Origin of the sequence: Flammeovirga yaeyamensis (genome assembly GCF_018736045.1) — a bacterium.
Classification (GTDB): domain Bacteria; phylum Bacteroidota; class Bacteroidia; order Cytophagales; family Flammeovirgaceae; genus Flammeovirga; species Flammeovirga yaeyamensis.
This window is the reverse complement of sequence record NZ_CP076132.1, coordinates 1,259,185-1,276,670: the sequence shown is the minus strand read 5'-3', so window position 1 is coordinate 1,276,670 and position 17,486 is coordinate 1,259,185. Positions and strand designations below refer to the sequence as shown.

Annotated in this window: 14 protein-coding genes; 10 read left to right on the top strand and 4 right to left on the bottom strand. The window is 35.5% G+C overall.

The window, feature by feature from the left end:
* Window positions 1-21: 21 nt before the first annotated feature.
* The 4 genes from KMW28_RS04935 to KMW28_RS04920 all read right to left on the bottom strand — a co-directional run bounded on the left by KMW28_RS04935 (window position 22) and on the right by KMW28_RS04920 (window position 8,361).
* Entirely contained in the window at window positions 22-1,884 is a 1,863-nt protein-coding gene (locus tag KMW28_RS04935; RefSeq protein WP_169664393.1) for a PAS domain S-box protein, read from the bottom strand.
* A 121-nt stretch (window positions 1,885-2,005) separates the two neighbouring features.
* A complete protein-coding gene (locus KMW28_RS04930) occupies window positions 2,006-2,614 on the bottom strand; it encodes a GDSL-type esterase/lipase family protein (RefSeq protein WP_169664392.1) in 609 nt (202 codons plus the stop codon).
* A 4-nt stretch (window positions 2,615-2,618) separates the two neighbouring features.
* Window positions 2,619-4,586: a 1-acyl-sn-glycerol-3-phosphate acyltransferase gene (locus tag KMW28_RS04925; protein ID WP_169664391.1), complete on the bottom strand. Its 1,968-nt coding sequence runs from the start codon at window positions 4,584-4,586 to the stop codon at window positions 2,619-2,621.
* A gap of 241 nt (window positions 4,587-4,827) precedes the next feature.
* A complete protein-coding gene (locus KMW28_RS04920) occupies window positions 4,828-8,361 on the bottom strand; it encodes a caspase family protein (protein ID WP_169664390.1) in 3,534 nt (1,177 codons plus the stop codon).
* Window positions 8,362-8,627: 266 nt separating this feature from the next.
* On the opposite strand from KMW28_RS04920, the gene KMW28_RS04915 reads away from it, so the two are divergent.
* From KMW28_RS04915 to KMW28_RS04870, 10 genes are all read left to right on the top strand, one after another.
* Window positions 8,628-9,038 carry a phage holin family protein gene (locus KMW28_RS04915; RefSeq protein WP_066209769.1) on the top strand — a complete coding sequence of 137 codons (411 nt, stop codon included), beginning with the start codon at window positions 8,628-8,630 and terminating at the stop codon, window positions 9,036-9,038.
* A gap of 3 nt (window positions 9,039-9,041) precedes the next feature.
* A complete protein-coding gene (locus KMW28_RS04910; RefSeq protein ID WP_066209770.1) occupies window positions 9,042-9,488 on the top strand; it encodes a hypothetical protein in 447 nt (148 codons plus the stop codon).
* 130 nt (window positions 9,489-9,618) lie between these two features.
* Window positions 9,619-9,855, top strand: coding sequence for an acyl carrier protein (locus tag KMW28_RS04905; protein ID WP_066209772.1), 237 nt, complete (start codon window positions 9,619-9,621; stop codon window positions 9,853-9,855).
* Window positions 9,856-9,983: 128 nt separating this feature from the next.
* Complete coding sequence (gene fabF / locus KMW28_RS04900) at window positions 9,984-11,237, top strand: beta-ketoacyl-ACP synthase II (RefSeq protein WP_169664389.1); 1,254 nt, start codon at window positions 9,984-9,986, stop codon at window positions 11,235-11,237.
* 276 nt (window positions 11,238-11,513) lie between these two features.
* Window positions 11,514-12,257, top strand: coding sequence for a ribonuclease III (rnc, locus tag KMW28_RS04895; protein WP_066209776.1), 744 nt, complete (start codon window positions 11,514-11,516; stop codon window positions 12,255-12,257).
* 226 nt (window positions 12,258-12,483) lie between these two features.
* Window positions 12,484-13,104, top strand: a complete 621-nt coding sequence (locus tag KMW28_RS04890) for a C40 family peptidase (RefSeq protein WP_169664388.1) — start codon at window positions 12,484-12,486, stop codon at window positions 13,102-13,104.
* Window positions 13,105-13,114: 10 nt separating this feature from the next.
* A complete protein-coding gene (locus KMW28_RS04885; protein WP_066209779.1) occupies window positions 13,115-13,672 on the top strand; it encodes a C40 family peptidase in 558 nt (185 codons plus the stop codon).
* 367 nt (window positions 13,673-14,039) lie between these two features.
* Window positions 14,040-15,905, top strand: a complete 1,866-nt coding sequence (locus KMW28_RS04880; protein WP_169664387.1) for a DNA topoisomerase IV subunit B — start codon at window positions 14,040-14,042, stop codon at window positions 15,903-15,905.
* 136 nt (window positions 15,906-16,041) lie between these two features.
* Complete coding sequence (locus KMW28_RS04875) at window positions 16,042-16,875, top strand: alpha/beta hydrolase family protein (protein WP_169664386.1); 834 nt, start codon at window positions 16,042-16,044, stop codon at window positions 16,873-16,875.
* Window positions 16,876-16,880: 5 nt separating this feature from the next.
* Window positions 16,881-17,486: an IMPACT family protein gene (locus KMW28_RS04870; protein WP_169664385.1), complete on the top strand. Its 606-nt coding sequence runs from the start codon at window positions 16,881-16,883 to the stop codon at window positions 17,484-17,486.

Below are 17,486 nucleotides of genomic sequence, written 5' to 3'. Positions count from 1 at the left end.
ATCAAAGATTACCTTCTTTTTTTATAATGTCTTTTTAATACTAAAATAAAAGATACTTCCTTCTGATTCAGGGTTGTTTTCCACCCAAATATCACCATCATGGAGGTTTATTATTTTTTTGCAATTCGCTAAACCTAAACCACTTCCTTCATACTTTCTACTACTATGGAATTTTTTAAAAGCATCAAAAATATGCTCTCTTTTTTCAATAGGAATACCTATGCCGTTATCAGTTATTTCAAAAATCCAATGCTGTAGTTGACTTTTACATCGTATAGTGATTCTAGGTTTTTGACCTTTATTCATAAATTTAATTGCATTGGTTAATAAATTTTGAAAAACTCTATATAAACCAATTTTAGATGCATTAATTATCGGTAAATTTTCATAATAAATCTCGGCAGAACTATGTTCAATTTCACTATTGATATCTATCAAAACCTCATCCAATAATTTATTTATGTCTATCTCTTCTACATCTTCCATACGATCACTTTTCCCGTACTCTAAAAGTGAATAAACTAATTTTTTTAAACGATGTATAGAGTGTTCTAAAATTTCTAAATCTTCTTTATCTGGTTCATTATCTTCAAGACTTAACTCTATCATTTGCACCATATTATTTATCGGTGATTTGATATCGTGTGTCGCCTTATATACAAAATCATTTATTTCTTTATTCTTATGAATTAATTGTAATTCTATATCTTTTAAATCTGTTATATCGATAAAGGAACCAATAAAAGAGACCAATTTTCCATTTTCATCGTATTCAAACCCACTATCTTTCGATCTACACCAAATCCACTCCCCATTTTTAGCTTTGAATCTATATTCTATTTTAAAAGTCTCCCCCTCTTTTGAATTGATTACATCTTCCATGTGTTTTGCAATGGCTTCTTTATCATTAGGATGAAAAAGATCCATAAACTCTGCTTGACTAAAACTATTCACCTCATCTAGATTGTACCCTAAAATAGAAGTGTACATTTTGTTCAAATAGGAATTAGTCCCTGTTTTTATGTTATAAATATAAATCCCATTCTGAGAGTTTAAATCTACTTTTTCAATAAAGTTTTTCCACTCTATAAGCTGATTTTTACGATTATACTCATCAGTTACGTTTCTTGTAATTAAGTTTAATCGAATAACTTCTCCCTCATGTATCACTGGAGTTACTGTTGTAGAATAATGCAAAGACCCTAATGGAGAAGGAAAATCTATTTCATAAGAATCAGCTAAACCTTTTGTGAAAACATCGTTTAATACATTACTCACCATGAACTTAGTTTCTTCATTGGGCAATAAATTAATCAGTGAAGACCCAAGTACTTCCTCCTTAGATAATCCAGGCGAGACATGATTGATGTAAAGAATTTTAAATTCACGATCAATTTGAAATAAGTGATCTGTGTTATGCTCGATTAAAGAATAATACAAATCAATCTTTTTCTGATACTTAGAGTTTGTTCCACTCGTTCGCTTTGCATCAATAATTATGGCTATAATTTTATCTTCGCCTTCTATTTTGATTGGGCTTAGAGATATATCTACATGTTTTGTTTTCCCATTAAAATGTTTGGCATAAATTGGACGAGAACTTCCAGCACCCATTCTTCTTTTAGAGGCATTTTTAAAGAAGGATTCAACTCTTGAATTATGGTCTTTAACATAATTCATAGGGATTAGACAGCTCACATTACGCCCGATTAAACCGTTGGCTTCATAACCCAATAATTCTTTTATTGCATTATTAGCAAACTCAATTATTCCTTGTTTATTGACTAAAATTGAGGCTTCAGCTAAATTTTCTAAAAGATTAATATGTTGATTCCAACTTTTCAGTGAAGGGTTTAACTCATCATTTACAGATTGAATGCTCATAGGTAACAGGTAAATAAGTAGTTTATTAAATTTAAAAACATACTTACAACATCTTTAATTACTCACGAACTTATTTCCATTATTCTCAATGATGTTACATAAAATATTATAATCTTCTACTTTAAACCATTTCATGTAATGCTTTAATCCATACCTGATACCCTTCAGGTCGCATATGTAACATATCGTCCTCAAATAAATCTGGTCGGCTATTGCCATTATCATTTAACATTGGGCGATAAATATCGACATAAGTAACGTTGGTTTGGTGCTTGATTTCATCAAAAACCAATTGATTCGATTCTTCAATTTTAGATTGAATGTTGTCTTTGCTTGGAGACGGTTTAATCGACAAATACACGATTGGTAAAACATCTCCATATCTTTCTCTTATTTGATGATACAGACTATTGTAAGAATTTAAAATATCTGAAGGTTGCTGTCCTCCACCTAAATCATTATCACCTGCATATATAAATATTTTCTGAGGTTGATCGATATCAGAAAACAATTCTTTAAAATATAATGCACATGCTTCTAGTGTAGAACCACCAAACCCCATATTTAAGATTTGATCGTTGTTTAAGTCCTCTCTAACTGATGTCCATAAACGAAAAGATGAACTCCCATAAAAGACAATCGGACTTTCAATACGTGGCTGCTTTTTGATGTTGTTTGCTAATTCAGGCAACCCTTCTTCTTTATAAAATTGAATTTCTTCTGTAGTCATATTTTTATTTTTCCGCTAAGGCTATAGCCTCTTCAACATAAGATCTATACTGTTTTGAATAACGTGAGAGAAACGCTCTAAGTTCCTCTTTAAAAGGACGTTTACCTTCCAAAACGTCAGATAATCTAAAAGGTTTTTTAATTACTACTCCAAGTTTAGTTTTACTGATTCTTTTATCAAAAAATGCAATCGCAATAGGAACTATTAAGGGATCGACACCAGAATGATTGGCAATCATAAAGGCTCCTGGTTTAAATTCTACCGGCGATTGCTGGGTCTCACGGCTTGTTCCTTCTGGACTCAAAATTAAATTTGTCCCTTCCTTTAATTTTTCTCCTGCCTCATCAAAGAATTTATTCCTTAAAGCACGCTTCTCTTCTACTGTCTGATTGGCCGTATCAGAGTCTTGAGTAAACACACCAAGATGTCCTAACTTATTATAATAATCTTGATGCCCGTATTCTGGACCTTTCCCTATTCTCACTACCCTCATCCCCGAATCTTTATAGAATTTATAAAGAAGCATGGAAATAAAATGAGAGTCTAAGGTGATCTGAAAATTATTCGGTAAGGTATAGTAAGGGTGGTTCAACAAGTGATTATAGATGAATATATTTCCCGTAGACGAAGGTAAATTTTCTAATCCATCTATCTTTATATCTACATAAGAAACTGCACGTTCAAACAATTGGGCACATTCGTTTCTTAAATCTTTAGACGATTTATGACCTTTAGCCGTAATCACATGATTGGTCATGTGTTTTAATCCCTCCAAAAATAAAAACTCACGTCGTAAAGGCATGGTGATTTTCCTAAAGAGATTGGCTAAGTTTTGTTCCGTAGGATCACCATGATCCGAAAGAGAATCTATTAGGTCGAAAGCTTCTCCTTGAGTTACTTTTTCTGATAATAAAACGGGTATTTTATACAACTCAGAACATACGCTTATTTGTGCTCCCGCTTGCTCGATCATGGTTTGAATGGTCAGGAACTCTCTATCGAAAGTCTGAGTAATGACTTGCGCTCTAATTGCTTTCAATGCACTTCCCAACAACCACAAAAGGCGATACATAAATAGCATACCTAAATGAGGAAACTCAGCATACAATACCAATAAATCGATTCTATTGATCTCCAAGACCTCTATAGGTTCCAACACCACCAACTCCATTCGATTAGGAATTGGGTCGAAACTAGCTGCCGACCACATTATCACCTGACCAGTTTCCTGTAAAATATCCGAAGTATATACTTCGTCATTATTCGTGATATAATTCAATGCAACCTTACCCGATTTCAAGACCATAAACTTATCAGAAACTTGTCCTTTGGTAAGGAGTTTCATACCTGCATTGTACCTTTTAGTAGTACTTATTTCCGATAACTTCGCTAAGTGCCAATCGGCAAAAGGATTAAAAAATGAACTCTGTCTAAAAAAGTCCATCACGGTTTGTTGAGGCCCTTTATCTTGAAATGAGGTATAACTGTTTTTGGCTTCAAAACTTGATGTACTCACAGCAACAGCTCCTTGCATCCAAGATTCTCTTGCGTTACTAAGCAAATTGGTGCTCAACAATAAACTTGATGACAATACATGCATCCCTATCTGAGGGTATTCATCAAAAAGTTGTCTTAGTTCTTTATTGTTCCAAGAAATAACTTCCGTAGTGCCAACTGCTAAACCTGTGGTTGCATATCTGTAAGGTTCTCTAAAGCCCGACCATCCAATAGGTGTCCACTGTTCTATACTCTTCCCCACTTCCAAGGCACCCCTTTGGTCACCCACATTTAATTGATACGCCACTCCTCCACTTAATAATACATAGTAGTTTTCTGAGGTGGCAAATTGCTCAGTAATGACTTCACCATCGTTAAAAGTAATAATAGTGGCAAGGGCAGATAGTTGTTCTAATTCTTTTTCCGATAAGCGATCCGCAAACGGTAAATCATGTAAAGTGGCCGTTAATGTCATATAGCAGATGTTACATTGTTAACTTAAGCTCAATGAACTTATGTTGTTAGTTTAAAAGTGTAATTCAGCTTAAAAGAAAACGTTGTCTTATTCCTATTTAAGCGATGATTCAATATCGTTTGATTCAGTAAGATATTGAGTTGAAACGACATAAACAAAAGGAAACATTACACTTAATAGGGTGTTAGGGTAGTTTTTAGTTTTTTTTATTCATTAGATATTTTGAGTGAGAGAAATATTTTCACTGGTTTTCATCAAATAATAAGAGCATTTGATTGATTACCTGATCGACTATACCTCCCTCATTTTCAGCGGTTATCTCCCATTCTCCTATCAGCTTATCCTCAGAAATTAAACGATAGTTTAACTTGATTCCTTTTTTACCTACTTTATATCGTCCTTTTAATTCGTATACATCTGTTCCTTCCGCTCCTTTTTGATAATAAAAAGGATACTCTTCATCGTTTAAAATGATCTTCTCTACAAACTTCTTTTCTATCTCCTTTTGATCTATCCATGTCTTCTCCTCCTCAAAATTTATATCGGCAATTCTATTTTTTTGAAGAGATAGTATGATCTTTTTTCGATCATCGGTAGCCAATTCTCCTATGTAAAAACTACCTGCTCCTCTTGGCATTCTATATTCGGGTTGTTGCTCGCCTTGCATATCATCGGCCAATTCAGGCACTTTGTCAATCGCATAGGTAAATAGGTTTTGAACATCCACAAATTTCCCTTCGTTTAGGGCACCGAATTTCATGTAATCCAAAAGTGAATACGTAAGCAGTCCATGTTTTAAAATAGACGACTCGTAGCTTACTTTATCTGCTGATGCTCCCGACAACATAAACATACCTGTTCTAGAACGGATTTTCTCTAAGGCACGCTTTTTCAACCCTTCTTCGTTATCGTCTCTAGAAACAATCTGATTTGTCGAAAAGGAACCGGCATGACAAGCATCAATCACAAAGACTTGCTTACTAATCGGAATCTCTTTGATCCACTCCATCAGTTCGGATCCATTAATAGAGTAATTTGTTCTGATATGATGATCTTTGATATCGGAGTTGACCATATCTTTTGTGAGGAAATAAAAGTCTTTCCCCCCATCTTCATTATCCCCAACCGTTCCATGTCCAGCCAAAAAGACAAACAAAACATCTGATGAATTCGCCTTATTGGATACATTTTTAAATGCTTTCCTAATATTTTCTTTTGATGGAAGGTTATCTTCCACATCAGACGATATCAATTGGATATCTGTATTTTGAATGCCGAATAGATTTTCTGACCCATCCTCAATTACCTCAGCTACGGCTTGAGCGTCTTTAGATGCATATCTTAAATCAAGTAATCGTCCCCTATAATTTGATACCCCAACAACAATAGCATATAAAGTTGGTGGCACTTCCAATTCGACATCTTTCCCTTTGTATTGTAGCTTCAGTCCCCTTCCCGACAAGGTATTTTCTTGGTTTGTGGCAATCACAGAGATTTCATTATTCTTACCATCCATCAAATTACCTTCGAGCATCGAAATGGGTACCTTATAATACTCCTTATTATCTTTTTGTTCTATAGTGGCAACATCTTTAAGGTCATGAATCACTTCCTTATTATTAATAAAAAGTGACACTGTACCTACTCCTCCTCCTCTATCATTAAGATGAATCCATAGGGTTTTATCTTTTTGCTCCACCTCGGCATCAGGATATAATTTTAAATCGCTTAACGATGGTACCTTTCTTAATTCTTGTCTTTCGATAAGTTCCTGTCCCAATCCGGGCTCCCAATACATATCTTTTAATTGATCAAAATCGATGGTTTCGTTACCGTAGACATAATAGATATTTTCCATATTCAGATCGCCAACATCAAATAGTCCGGTAACATGTTTGAGTACCCAATCACCATCATCGGTCACAATCAGTTTACCCATAGGTTCTTCTTGATACACATCCATTAAATCCAAACTCATGTCTCTTCTTACCGTGAAGAAAACATCTTGCTTTTCGAAGGGCAATAAAGTCACCATTGGAATCGAAGTGAAGTCAAATTGGTTGACTTGTTTTTCCAAGGAATCATTCATCAATACAATCTCTCCCGAAAGCTTACCAATGAGCCAAAGGTCTGATTTATTTAGGTAACTGATGGTTTGTATAGGTGCATCAGTTTCTACTTTTTTAATCAGTTTAAAAGTCACAGCATCAAAAAGAAACAAATGATGTTTCCCCCCCACTAATAGTAGCCCGTCTGTTTCATTAAATGATACATCTTGTAATTGTACATCACTTATAAAATCAGAGAATACAACTTTGTTCACTCTAAAGTCATAGATTTTTAAGGAACGATCGCTACTTATACTTGATATAAAACGCCCACTATTAGAAACGCTTACTTCTATTATATCTCTATTATGATCATAGAGCTTTCTTAAGTTCTGAGTGATATCGTTAAAAAGGTAAACTCCCCCATCATCTCCACCAATACAATCATGATTATTTAGAGGGACATTCTTCATTGATTTCACTACAAAATTGAGTTTAGTAGTATGAAGATTTTGTCCTCGATTATTCCATATTTTTAATAAGCTATCTGAGCCAGCGGTGGTATGCGTTTGCTTCACTGTATTGTACGATAAAGCGTTGATGCTTCCTTCATGGGCTTGAAACACGATTGATGTTGTATTTACCTTGGGACGCCAAATTTGAATTTTTCCGTTCGATAAACCGATGGACACTTCTGAAGAGTTAGGATCCAGCAAAGCACATTTAGGATAACTGGCTTGAGGCCTCCAATTTACTTCTACAAAGGACTTTTGATTTTTATGCAAAGACCACAACGAAAAACTTCCATCCCTGTGGGTGAATGCGGCAAATCGTCGGTCTTTAGTAAACTTCATTAATAGCATATCATCCTTAATACCAACAGGTTCATCTTCGATAATCCCATTGTTTACTTTATAGAAATATACTCTATCGGTTTGTGTTTTTACACATAAAATCTTGAAATAAGGTGCGTAGACAATATCAATAAATGGAGTATTATCAGGTGATTTTAAAGTACATACCACTTTTCGATTATTCGCATCCCATACTTTAATGGTTTTGTCCCAAGAGGCCGAAATCACTAAAGAATCTTCTGGTACGAAGTCGATATCAGATACCCAATCGTCGTGTAATTTTTCCTCTATCGTTGGTCGGTCATACCCTCTCCATAACCCAACCATACCATTCATATAACCTGCTCCTAACCACTTAATTTCTCTATTATAATTTATGGAGGAGAAGTTGCCAAAATTGGCTTTCACTTCCAAGCCGTCTGGCGTTGATTTAATTTTTTGCCAATCGAAACGATAGATCATGCCTCCTTTATTTATAAATAGCAGGTATCCTTGTACAAATCGCATTTCGACAATATCGTAATCCAAGGAATCGTATTGATAAAGAAGTTTTCTATCCTCTAAGCTCCATACTTTTACAGAACGATCTTTACCTGCAGTTGCCAGGTATTTATTATCGTTCGAAAAACAAAGCGTAGACACTCCATATTCATGTGGAAAAATGGTATCAAGTAGTCTTTTTTCGTCTGTGTTCCATAGTTTTAAAGAGCCATCTTCACCCACTGTAGCCAATAATTTAGCATCATCAGAAATGGCCATTTCGATGACCTCTCCCACATGACCTTGAGATAGTGTTAGGTGTATTTGCTGACTGAATACATTGACTGAAAAGCACAGTAGTAGAAAAAGCGTATGTGCAATACTTTTGAGCATCAAGTAAGATCTTATTAAGAATAAAAAATAGATCGAGTGATTTTGATTGTGAATATCAAATACTCTTTTAAAGATAATGCTTTAATTTAATTATCGGAGGAGTAGAATGTATCAATTTACAATCGACATGTTGATTTAAAGATGAACAATATTCATCAATTAATTAAGAAATACGTTAAATGTGCACTGAATAAGGTTCGATATTCTTTATAACTTTTATATTTGTTATACTCTATCAAAATTAATAAAGGAAAAGAATAAAATATATGTCGAAGAGGAGCTCTATAAGGAATAGAATTTTTACTGAAGAGGAACAAGCGTTTCAGAAAGAACGGTTTGATAAGATTATTCAGTCTTTTGTAAAGTTGATAGAGACTTATGCCAAATTATTTAGTATTGAGTTAAAAACTGGGTTATCGGGCATGTTGGCTTTATTGGCCATCTTTACTGTTCTATTGACCTTTATGACTTTAGCTTTCTGCTTTTTTGCTTTGGCTTTTGCCCTTTTTGTAAATTATATCTTCTCCTGGCCTCCCTTTGCAGGATTCAGTATAGTAGGTGTTTTCTGCTTGGTGATATTTGGTGTAATTATCGCCAATACGGGTCGCATTCGTCAACAGTTCTTGATTTTAATTGATCAGGCTATTGACCATATCAATGAAGAAAATCAAGTGTAGATTATGAGTGAAACTACAGATAATAAACCGAAAGTCTCTGCCAACGAAGTTAGAGAGCGATTAAAAGCTGAAAAAATTCAGTTAAAAGAAGAGACTAAAAAATATAAAGAAGACTTAGTTAACGTAGCCACAGATACGGTCACAGATGTTAGAAGTGATGTAAAGAAAATGATGGTCTACGGCGCTGCTTTAGTCGCTGCCTATAGTCTTACACAATGGGGATTTAAGGTCCACAATAAACGTAGTCAGAAAAAGTTTTTGAAGAAACTGGCGAAGGAAAACAAAAATACGGGTCAACTTCCACTATCAGAAAGTAAAAATTCCAAGATCCCTTCCTTTGGAAAAATGCTTAGAGATGAGGCAACTACGTTCTTAATTGGAGTAGCGAAGGAAGAACTTATGAATTATTTAGAAACTCGAAAAGAAACTCGAAAGAAAAAAAGAGTTTGATTTTCAATGACTTAAGCTTTCTTAAGTATGCTTGCATAATATAATACCGGTCTTTTGACCAATAATATTTGCACAAATAAATTTTGTTGTATTTCTTTGCAACTCAATTGGTCAACTAAAAGTTATTAAGATGTCCGAAATTGCAGAAAAAGTAAAACAAATTATCGTTGATAAGTTAGGTGTTGAGGAGTCAGATGTTACTCCTGAGGCTAGCTTCACAAACGACTTAGGTGCAGACTCACTTGACACTGTTGAGTTAATCATGGAATTCGAAAAAGAATTCAACACTTCAATTCCTGATGATAAAGCAGAAAGCATCACAACTGTAGGTCACGCGATCGCATACCTTGAGGACAACGTAAACTAATAAGTTTACACTCCCTTTAAATAAGCGAATCAAACGCTAGCGAACCTGATAGAGCAAGCGCCTCAACAAAAGGATGCTAAATCTGTCAGGTTTGTTTTATTTTTGGATATTCCAAAAGACAAATTTCTATGAAACCTAGAAGAGTTGTTATTACCGGTATTGGTGCGATTACACCACTTGGTAATAGTGTCGAAGAATACTGGAATAATCTAGAGAAAGGTGTTAGCGGTGCTGCACCTATCACTAAATTCGACGCTTCAAAATTCAAAACACAATTTGCATGCGAAGTGAAAGGCTTCGATGCTAAGGAGTATATTGACAGAAAAGAATTGCGTAAAATGGACTTGGTAAGCCAATATGGTGTTGCTGTAGCCAAACAAGCAATTGATGATTCTAATTTAGATCTTGAATCTGTTGATAGAAACCGCTTTGGCGTAATTTGGGGTTCTGGTATTGGTGGACTTAAGTCTTTCCAAGACGAGGTAACTTCATTTGCCAACGGAGACGGTACTCCAAGATTTAACCCTTTTTTCATTCCTAAGATGATCCCTGATTTAATTCCTGGACATATTTCTATGACTTGGGGATTAAAAGGACCAAACTTCACAACTGTATCAGCTTGTGCATCGGCAACAAACGCCATGGTAGATGCATTCAACTATATCCGTTTTGGTATTTCTGACCTATTCGTAACAGGTGGTTCAGAGGCAGCGGTTTGCGAAGCTGGTATCGGTGGTTTTAATGCTTTAAGAGCATTATCTACTAGAAACGATTCTCCGTCATCTGCTTCTAGACCTTTTGATGCCACTAGAGATGGTTTTGTACTTGGCGAAGGTGCTGGTGCATTCATCTTTGAAGAATATGAGCATGCAAAAGCTAGAGGTGCTAAAATCTATGCTGAAGTAATTGGTGGTGGTATGACTGCAGATGCTTACCATATGACGGCTCCACATCCGGAAGGAGAAGGATCTAGCCGTGTTATGGCAGAAGCAATTAAAGATGCAGGCATTACGCCAGAAGATGTAGATTACATCAACGTTCACGGTACTTCTACACCACTTGGTGATATTGGTGAAGTGAATGCTATCAAAAAAGTATTTGGCGAGTCTGCTTACAATGTAAGTATCTCATCTACAAAATCTATGACAGGTCACTTATTAGGTGCTGCTGGAGCTGTAGAAGCCTTAGCTTGTTTAATGTCTATTGAAAGAGGTGTTATTCCTCCGACAATCAACTTCGAAACTCCTGATGAAAATCTTGATTCGAAATTGGATTGTACATTCAATGAGGCTAAGAAACGTGATGTAAATATTGCATTATCAAACACATTCGGATTTGGTGGTCATAACTTCTCTGTGATTTTCAAGAAAGTTACAGACTAATCAAAAAAGAAACTTCAAACCCGTTAGTTTTCTACTAACGGGTTTTTTTATTTCTTAATTTGAGTGTTGTCATAAAGGGTTTAAATGAATAGCGTATACGATTATTTATACTATCCTACTATCAGTTAAAAAGATTTTGCTAAAAACTTTGCAATAATTTTAATTATTTTTCACATTTTTGGTAAATCTAGAATTCGATAGTAATAATTTACATCCAATTCAGATGAACATAATTTCATCCTCGGTTTTTTTCGAGACTTATACTACACCTTTTTTATGTTTTTAGGAAAACTCTTAAAACGATGGGTGTCCTCTTATAATGATCAGGAGAAAGAATTGGCAAGAGTGGTTCGACAGATCACTGGCAGAAAACCGTTCAACATTAAGCTTTATCATTTAGCAATGCAACATACTTCTGTTGCTTTCGAAAGTGGAGCGATAAAAGGATTTAAAGAATCCAATGAACGTCTAGAGTATCTTGGTGATGCCGTACTTGGTTCGGTGGTTGCTGAATATTTATTTAAAAGATACCCCTATAAAGACGAAGGTTTTCTAACAGAAATTCGATCACGTATTGTAAACAGAGAATCATTAAACCGTTTAGCTGTAAAAATCGGTTTAAGTCAGATGGTGGCTTTCGAAGGAAGAAAAAATTCGGCCTTAAGTCACAAATCGATCTATGGAGATGCAATGGAAGCTTTTATTGGTGCCATTTATCTAGATAGAGGTTTTCATTTCACAAGACGTTTCATCATTCATAAGCTCCTAATGAGACATTATGATATTGAGGAAATTATCGAAACCACTACCAATTTTAAAAGTCTTATTATTGAGTGGGCACAGAAAAACAGTAAAGCTGTAGAGTTTACTGTATCAAAGCAAGGTGGTAAAGACGGTAAGCAGTTTAAAGTAAATCTTCTTATTGATGGTGATGTCCAAGCAGAAGGTGCTGGATATAGTAAGAAGAAAGCAGAACAAGATGCTGCCCGTAAAACTTGCGAAAATCTAACTCTAATATAGAGTTCATCACCCAAAAAGGCCCTCTTAGAACGAATATTCTAAGAGGGTTTTTTATTTTGCTATAATTTTTGCTAGCTTGATTATTAACCTGAGTTCATAGATAAATATTTCCACAGAAAATGATGTTTATCGTCGAACCATGGTTATTAAGTAAAAATGAAATATTACTTTTTCAACATTACTTTAACGATATATTTTAGGAATCCATCGATAATGGCAGACACACATGAGCACTAAACGCTTATATTATTTCTTTTTTTTTATTAGTCTTACTACACTAACTTCATGTCAGTGGGGAAAACAATATACCTACGCCACTAGACAAGATCGGTTAACTGAGGTGGAGAAAAGGGAAGCAGCGGCTTTGGGAATCTCAAGCACTACACCTTCCAACCAACAAGAGTCTTCGGATGAACTTCCTACCATGACTACTACAGAAGAAGGAGTAAAGAATATTTCGGCTGCCGGAAAAGCAAAGACAGCTTTAAAAACTGCTTGGTCTTATAAAGGGGTGAAATACAAAATTGGTGGAACGACTAAAAAAGGAATGGACTGTAGCGGTTTGATGTTGGTATCTTGGCAGTCGGCCAACATACAATTACCAAGAACCTCCCAAGAACAATCTAAAACAGGAAAATATGTCGCTTTCGCTAGTCTAAAGCCTGGTGATCTCGTTTTCTTTACTGGGCCAGGATCAAACTATATCAAACATGTAGGGATGATTTCTAAAGTAGAAAACGGAAGAAAATATTTTATTCATGCAAGCACAAGTAAAGGAGTGAGAGAGGATGAAATATCAGATATATATTGGAAAAAATATTATAAACTCGGCAGAAGAGTACATTAACATATACATCATGAAAACAACAACGACTATTATCCTACTGTTAGGACTAACTTCTTTTATCTCTTGTGATTCATCTAATGAATCACAATCAAATAATGAGGAACAAGAAGCAACTATAACCATCAAAAAAGAAGAAGTTAAAAAATCTTCTACTACAACAACTTCTACATCAGAAAAAACACAGAACGACAAAGCTGAAACAGCAGTAGAAATGGCTCGTTCTTTAGTAGGTACTCCGTATAAAAGTGCTGGAACATCAAAAAATGGAATTGATGCTAGTGCACTTACAATGCTATCTTGGGAAGCTGCAGGTGTAAAATTAGCTCGTATATCTCAAGAACAAGCTAGACAAGGTAAAAAGGTAGCAACAGAAGATGCTCAACCTGGTGACTTGGTTTTCTTTTCTACTCAAAAGGGAAGCAGCCGTGTGAGCAACTGTGGAATTATTACTAAGAAAACTGCACAAGGATTTAACTTCATCTACACTTCTTCTAAAGACGGTGTAAAGGAAACTGCTTTCTCTCCTTACTGGAAAGATAGATTGGTGGTGATTAAGAGAGTGGGTTAGGTAGCAGGTAGCAAAGTTAACGCTCGTTTTTAACTAAGAAACTAAGGAACTGAGGAACTAAGGGAGCATAATTCTTTGATAAGAGAGGTGATGAAACCCCTCGAAGTAATTTCAAAAAATAATCTTCTTCTTAATAGCATGTTCTTTTACTTCTCTTAAGCTACTCATCCTCCCAAAAGAGGAGTATACCCCCTCGGCAAACGAAACTATGAGGTATTGGAAAAAAACAACAAGTACTAAAACTTAGTTGCTTAGTTCCTTAGTTTCTTAGTTCTTTTGTTTTTGCTAAAAAATAAGACAAATTAACCGGTTAGAATTCATTTTGTTCAAATTTAAAACTATTATTGTGTAGAAAGGAAGACAAACTATGGCAGAAAACAATAATAATTACGACGAGAGCAGTATTAAGTCACTGGATCCTCGTGAACATATTCGACTTCGCCCAGGTATGTATATCGGTAAATTAGGAGACGGTTCTGCTCCTGATGACGGTATCTATGTCTTGGTGAAAGAAGTAGTAGATAACAGTATTGACGAACACATGATGGGCTTCGGTAAACAGATTGATGTTACCGTTGAGGATGGTTCGGTGTTGGTAAAAGATTACGGTCGTGGTATCCCTTTAGGGAAAGTAGTTGACTGTGTATCTAAGATCAACACGGGTGCCAAATACGATTCTAATGCGTTCCAAAAATCTGTGGGTCTTAATGGTGTTGGTACAAAGGCAGTAAACGCACTTTCTAATTATTTTAGAGTTTCTTCTGTAAGAAATGGAGAAAAGAAGGTGGCTGAGTTTGAAGCAGGTCAGATTACAAATGACTTACCAATTGCCAAGTCCAATGAGAAAAATGGTACAACCATTTACTTTAAGCCAGATAATACCATTTTTAAGAATTATAGGTTCCTTCCAGACTATCTTGATGATTTATTCTGGAACTATGCTTACTTAAACTCTGGTTTAACTTTAAAGCTAAATCAGAAAAGCTACCTATCTAAAAATGGTCTTAAAGACTTATTAGAAAGAAAAACCAACGCAGAGCAGATCAGATATCCTATCATTCACTTTAGAGGTGAAGATATCGAATTTGCATTTACTCACGCGAATCAATATGGAGAGAACTACCACTCTTTTGTTAACGGTCAGAATACCACTCAAGGCGGTACTCACCTTTCTGCATTTAGAGAGGCGATCGTAAAAACAGTACGTGATTTCTTCGGAAAAAACTTTGATGCTGCAGATATTAGAGCATCAATTGTGGCGGCTGTAGCGGTAAGAGTTCAAGAACCTGTTTTCGAATCTCAAACGAAAACAAAATTAGGTTCTACTCATATTGGTCCTGATGGCCCTACCCTTCGTACTTTTGTAAACGATTTCGTAAGCAAAGTCTTAGACGATTTCTTACACAAAAACACTGAGGTAGCGCAAGCTTTATTAAAGCGTATCCAACAATCTGAAAGAGAAAGAAAGGAAATCGCTGGTGTAAAGAAAATTGCCAACGAAAGAGCAAAGAAAGCCAATCTTCATAATAAGAAATTAAGAGACTGTCGTCTTCACTTTAACGATAAGAAAGGTGAGGAAGAGTCGAAAAGAAATACCACTTTATTCATTACCGAAGGTGATTCTGCATCGGGTAGTATCACAAAATCTCGTAATGTTCAGAGTCAGGCCGTATTTAGTTTGAGAGGTAAACCGTTAAACTCTTTCGGATTAACGAAGAAGGTCGTTTACGAAAACGAAGAATTCAACCTCCTCCAACATGCCTTGAACATTGAGGACGGAATTGATGGATTAAGATACAATAGAATCGTTATCGCTACCGATGCCGATGTCGATGGTATGCACATCCGTCTATTGATCTTAACATTCTTCCTTCAGTTCTTCCCTGATCTTGTAGAAAAAGGACATATCTATATCTTGGAAACTCCTCTATTTAGAGTTAGAAACAAGAAGAAAACGATTTACTGTTACTCTGAAGAAGAGAAACAAAAAGCAGTAAGTGAATTAGGCAGTAAGCCAGAAATCACTCGATTTAAGGGATTGGGTGAGATTTCTCCTGACGAATTCGGTGGTTTTATTGGTGATGATATCCGTCTTGATCCTGTGATCCTTAGTGAGGACAGTAATATCAAAGATTTACTGTCGTACTATATGGGTAAAAATACAATGGATCGTCAGAAATTCATTATCAACAACCTTAGAGTAGAGAAAGACGAAGTAGAGGCAGAAGCATAATCTACTTCTATTTGATATACATTGAGGCAACAATATTCGTATTGTTGCCTTTTTTATTTGACTTTGTTTTTCATTTATGGTCTACAAAAAACGCCAAGACGAAGGGTATCTAAATGGAATTTGGTAATTTTAGGTTATGAAGAAGATTGAATTTATTCTAAAAGCTAAAGAAGAGGGCAAACGATTCCTTGCAGATGCAAGATGGTCTAAAGAAGGTAAACTACCTTTGGTTTTATTTATCCATGGTTTTAAAGGTTTTAAAGATTGGGGAGCATTTGATATGATCGCCGATCAATTTGCTGATGCCGGTTATTGCTGCATCAAGATGAACTTTCATAGCAATGGCACCACTTTAGACATGCCTTTTGAAGTGGTGGATAAAGAAGCTTTTGCACAGAATAACTTTTCAAAAGAATTAGATGATATCGGTATGATGATCGATTGGTTGCACTCAGAAGAGTGTCCTTTGAATCATATCGACTTAGATAAAATCAATATTATCGGCCACAGCCGTGGCGGAGGTGTTGTTCTATTAAAAGCTGCTGAAGATAGTCGCATTAAGAAAGTAGCTACATTAGCTTCTATTCCAAGAGTAGATAGTTTCAACGAGGAAACGATGAAGGAGTGGAAGGAAAATGGTGTAACTTATGTTTTAAACGGTAGAACACAAGAACAATTGCCATTGTATTATCAAGTAGCAGAAGATTATTACGCCAATGAGGGACGTTTAGATATTGCCTTGAACATCAAAAAGCTAAATATCCCTGTGATGTGTATACATGGTGATGAAGACGAGACAGTACCTCTTCAATCATTGCATTATTTAAAACAGCTTCAACCGAATATCAAAGATATAGTTATTAAAGGAGGATCTCATACATTCAACACCAAGCATCCTTGGGAGGAGCAACAATTATCACCAGAGATGCAAGAGGCAATTAATCATGTATTAGATCACTTTGGGGAGTAGAGATTATGGAAGATGCATACCTTACCTTAAAAGGTACAAGTGAAGGTCTATTTAAAGATAAAGGAAGTAAGTTTATCGCTTTAGCTCATCATGTGACGACAGAAGAGAAAGCGAAAGAGATTGCGAAAGCTTACAGAAAAGAATATTATGATGCTCGACACTGGTGTTATGCCTACATTTTAGGTCCTGATAAAGCCAAGTATAGAGCCAACGACGATGGGGAACCTTCTGGATCTGCAGGTTTACCTATCTTAGGGCAAATTATGTCGATGAACCTCACGGATACTTTAGTGGTGGTGGTTCGTTATTTTGGTGGCACCAAATTAGGTGTCCCTGGCTTGATTAATGCCTATAAAACATCGGCTGCAGAAGCATTGCAGCTTGCTGAAATCGAAGAAAAGTTTGTTCAACGCACCATTAAAATCACATTTGCTTATCCACAGATGAACGATGTGATGAAAGTGGCGAAGAAATTTGATCTCGATTTTGGTCAACAATTTTTTGATGAATTATGTCATATTGAATTCTTGGTGAGAGAAAGTCTTTATCCTCAAGTAAAAGAACTACTTGAAGATATCGATGACTTGATATTCCAAGAAAAAGAAGATTAA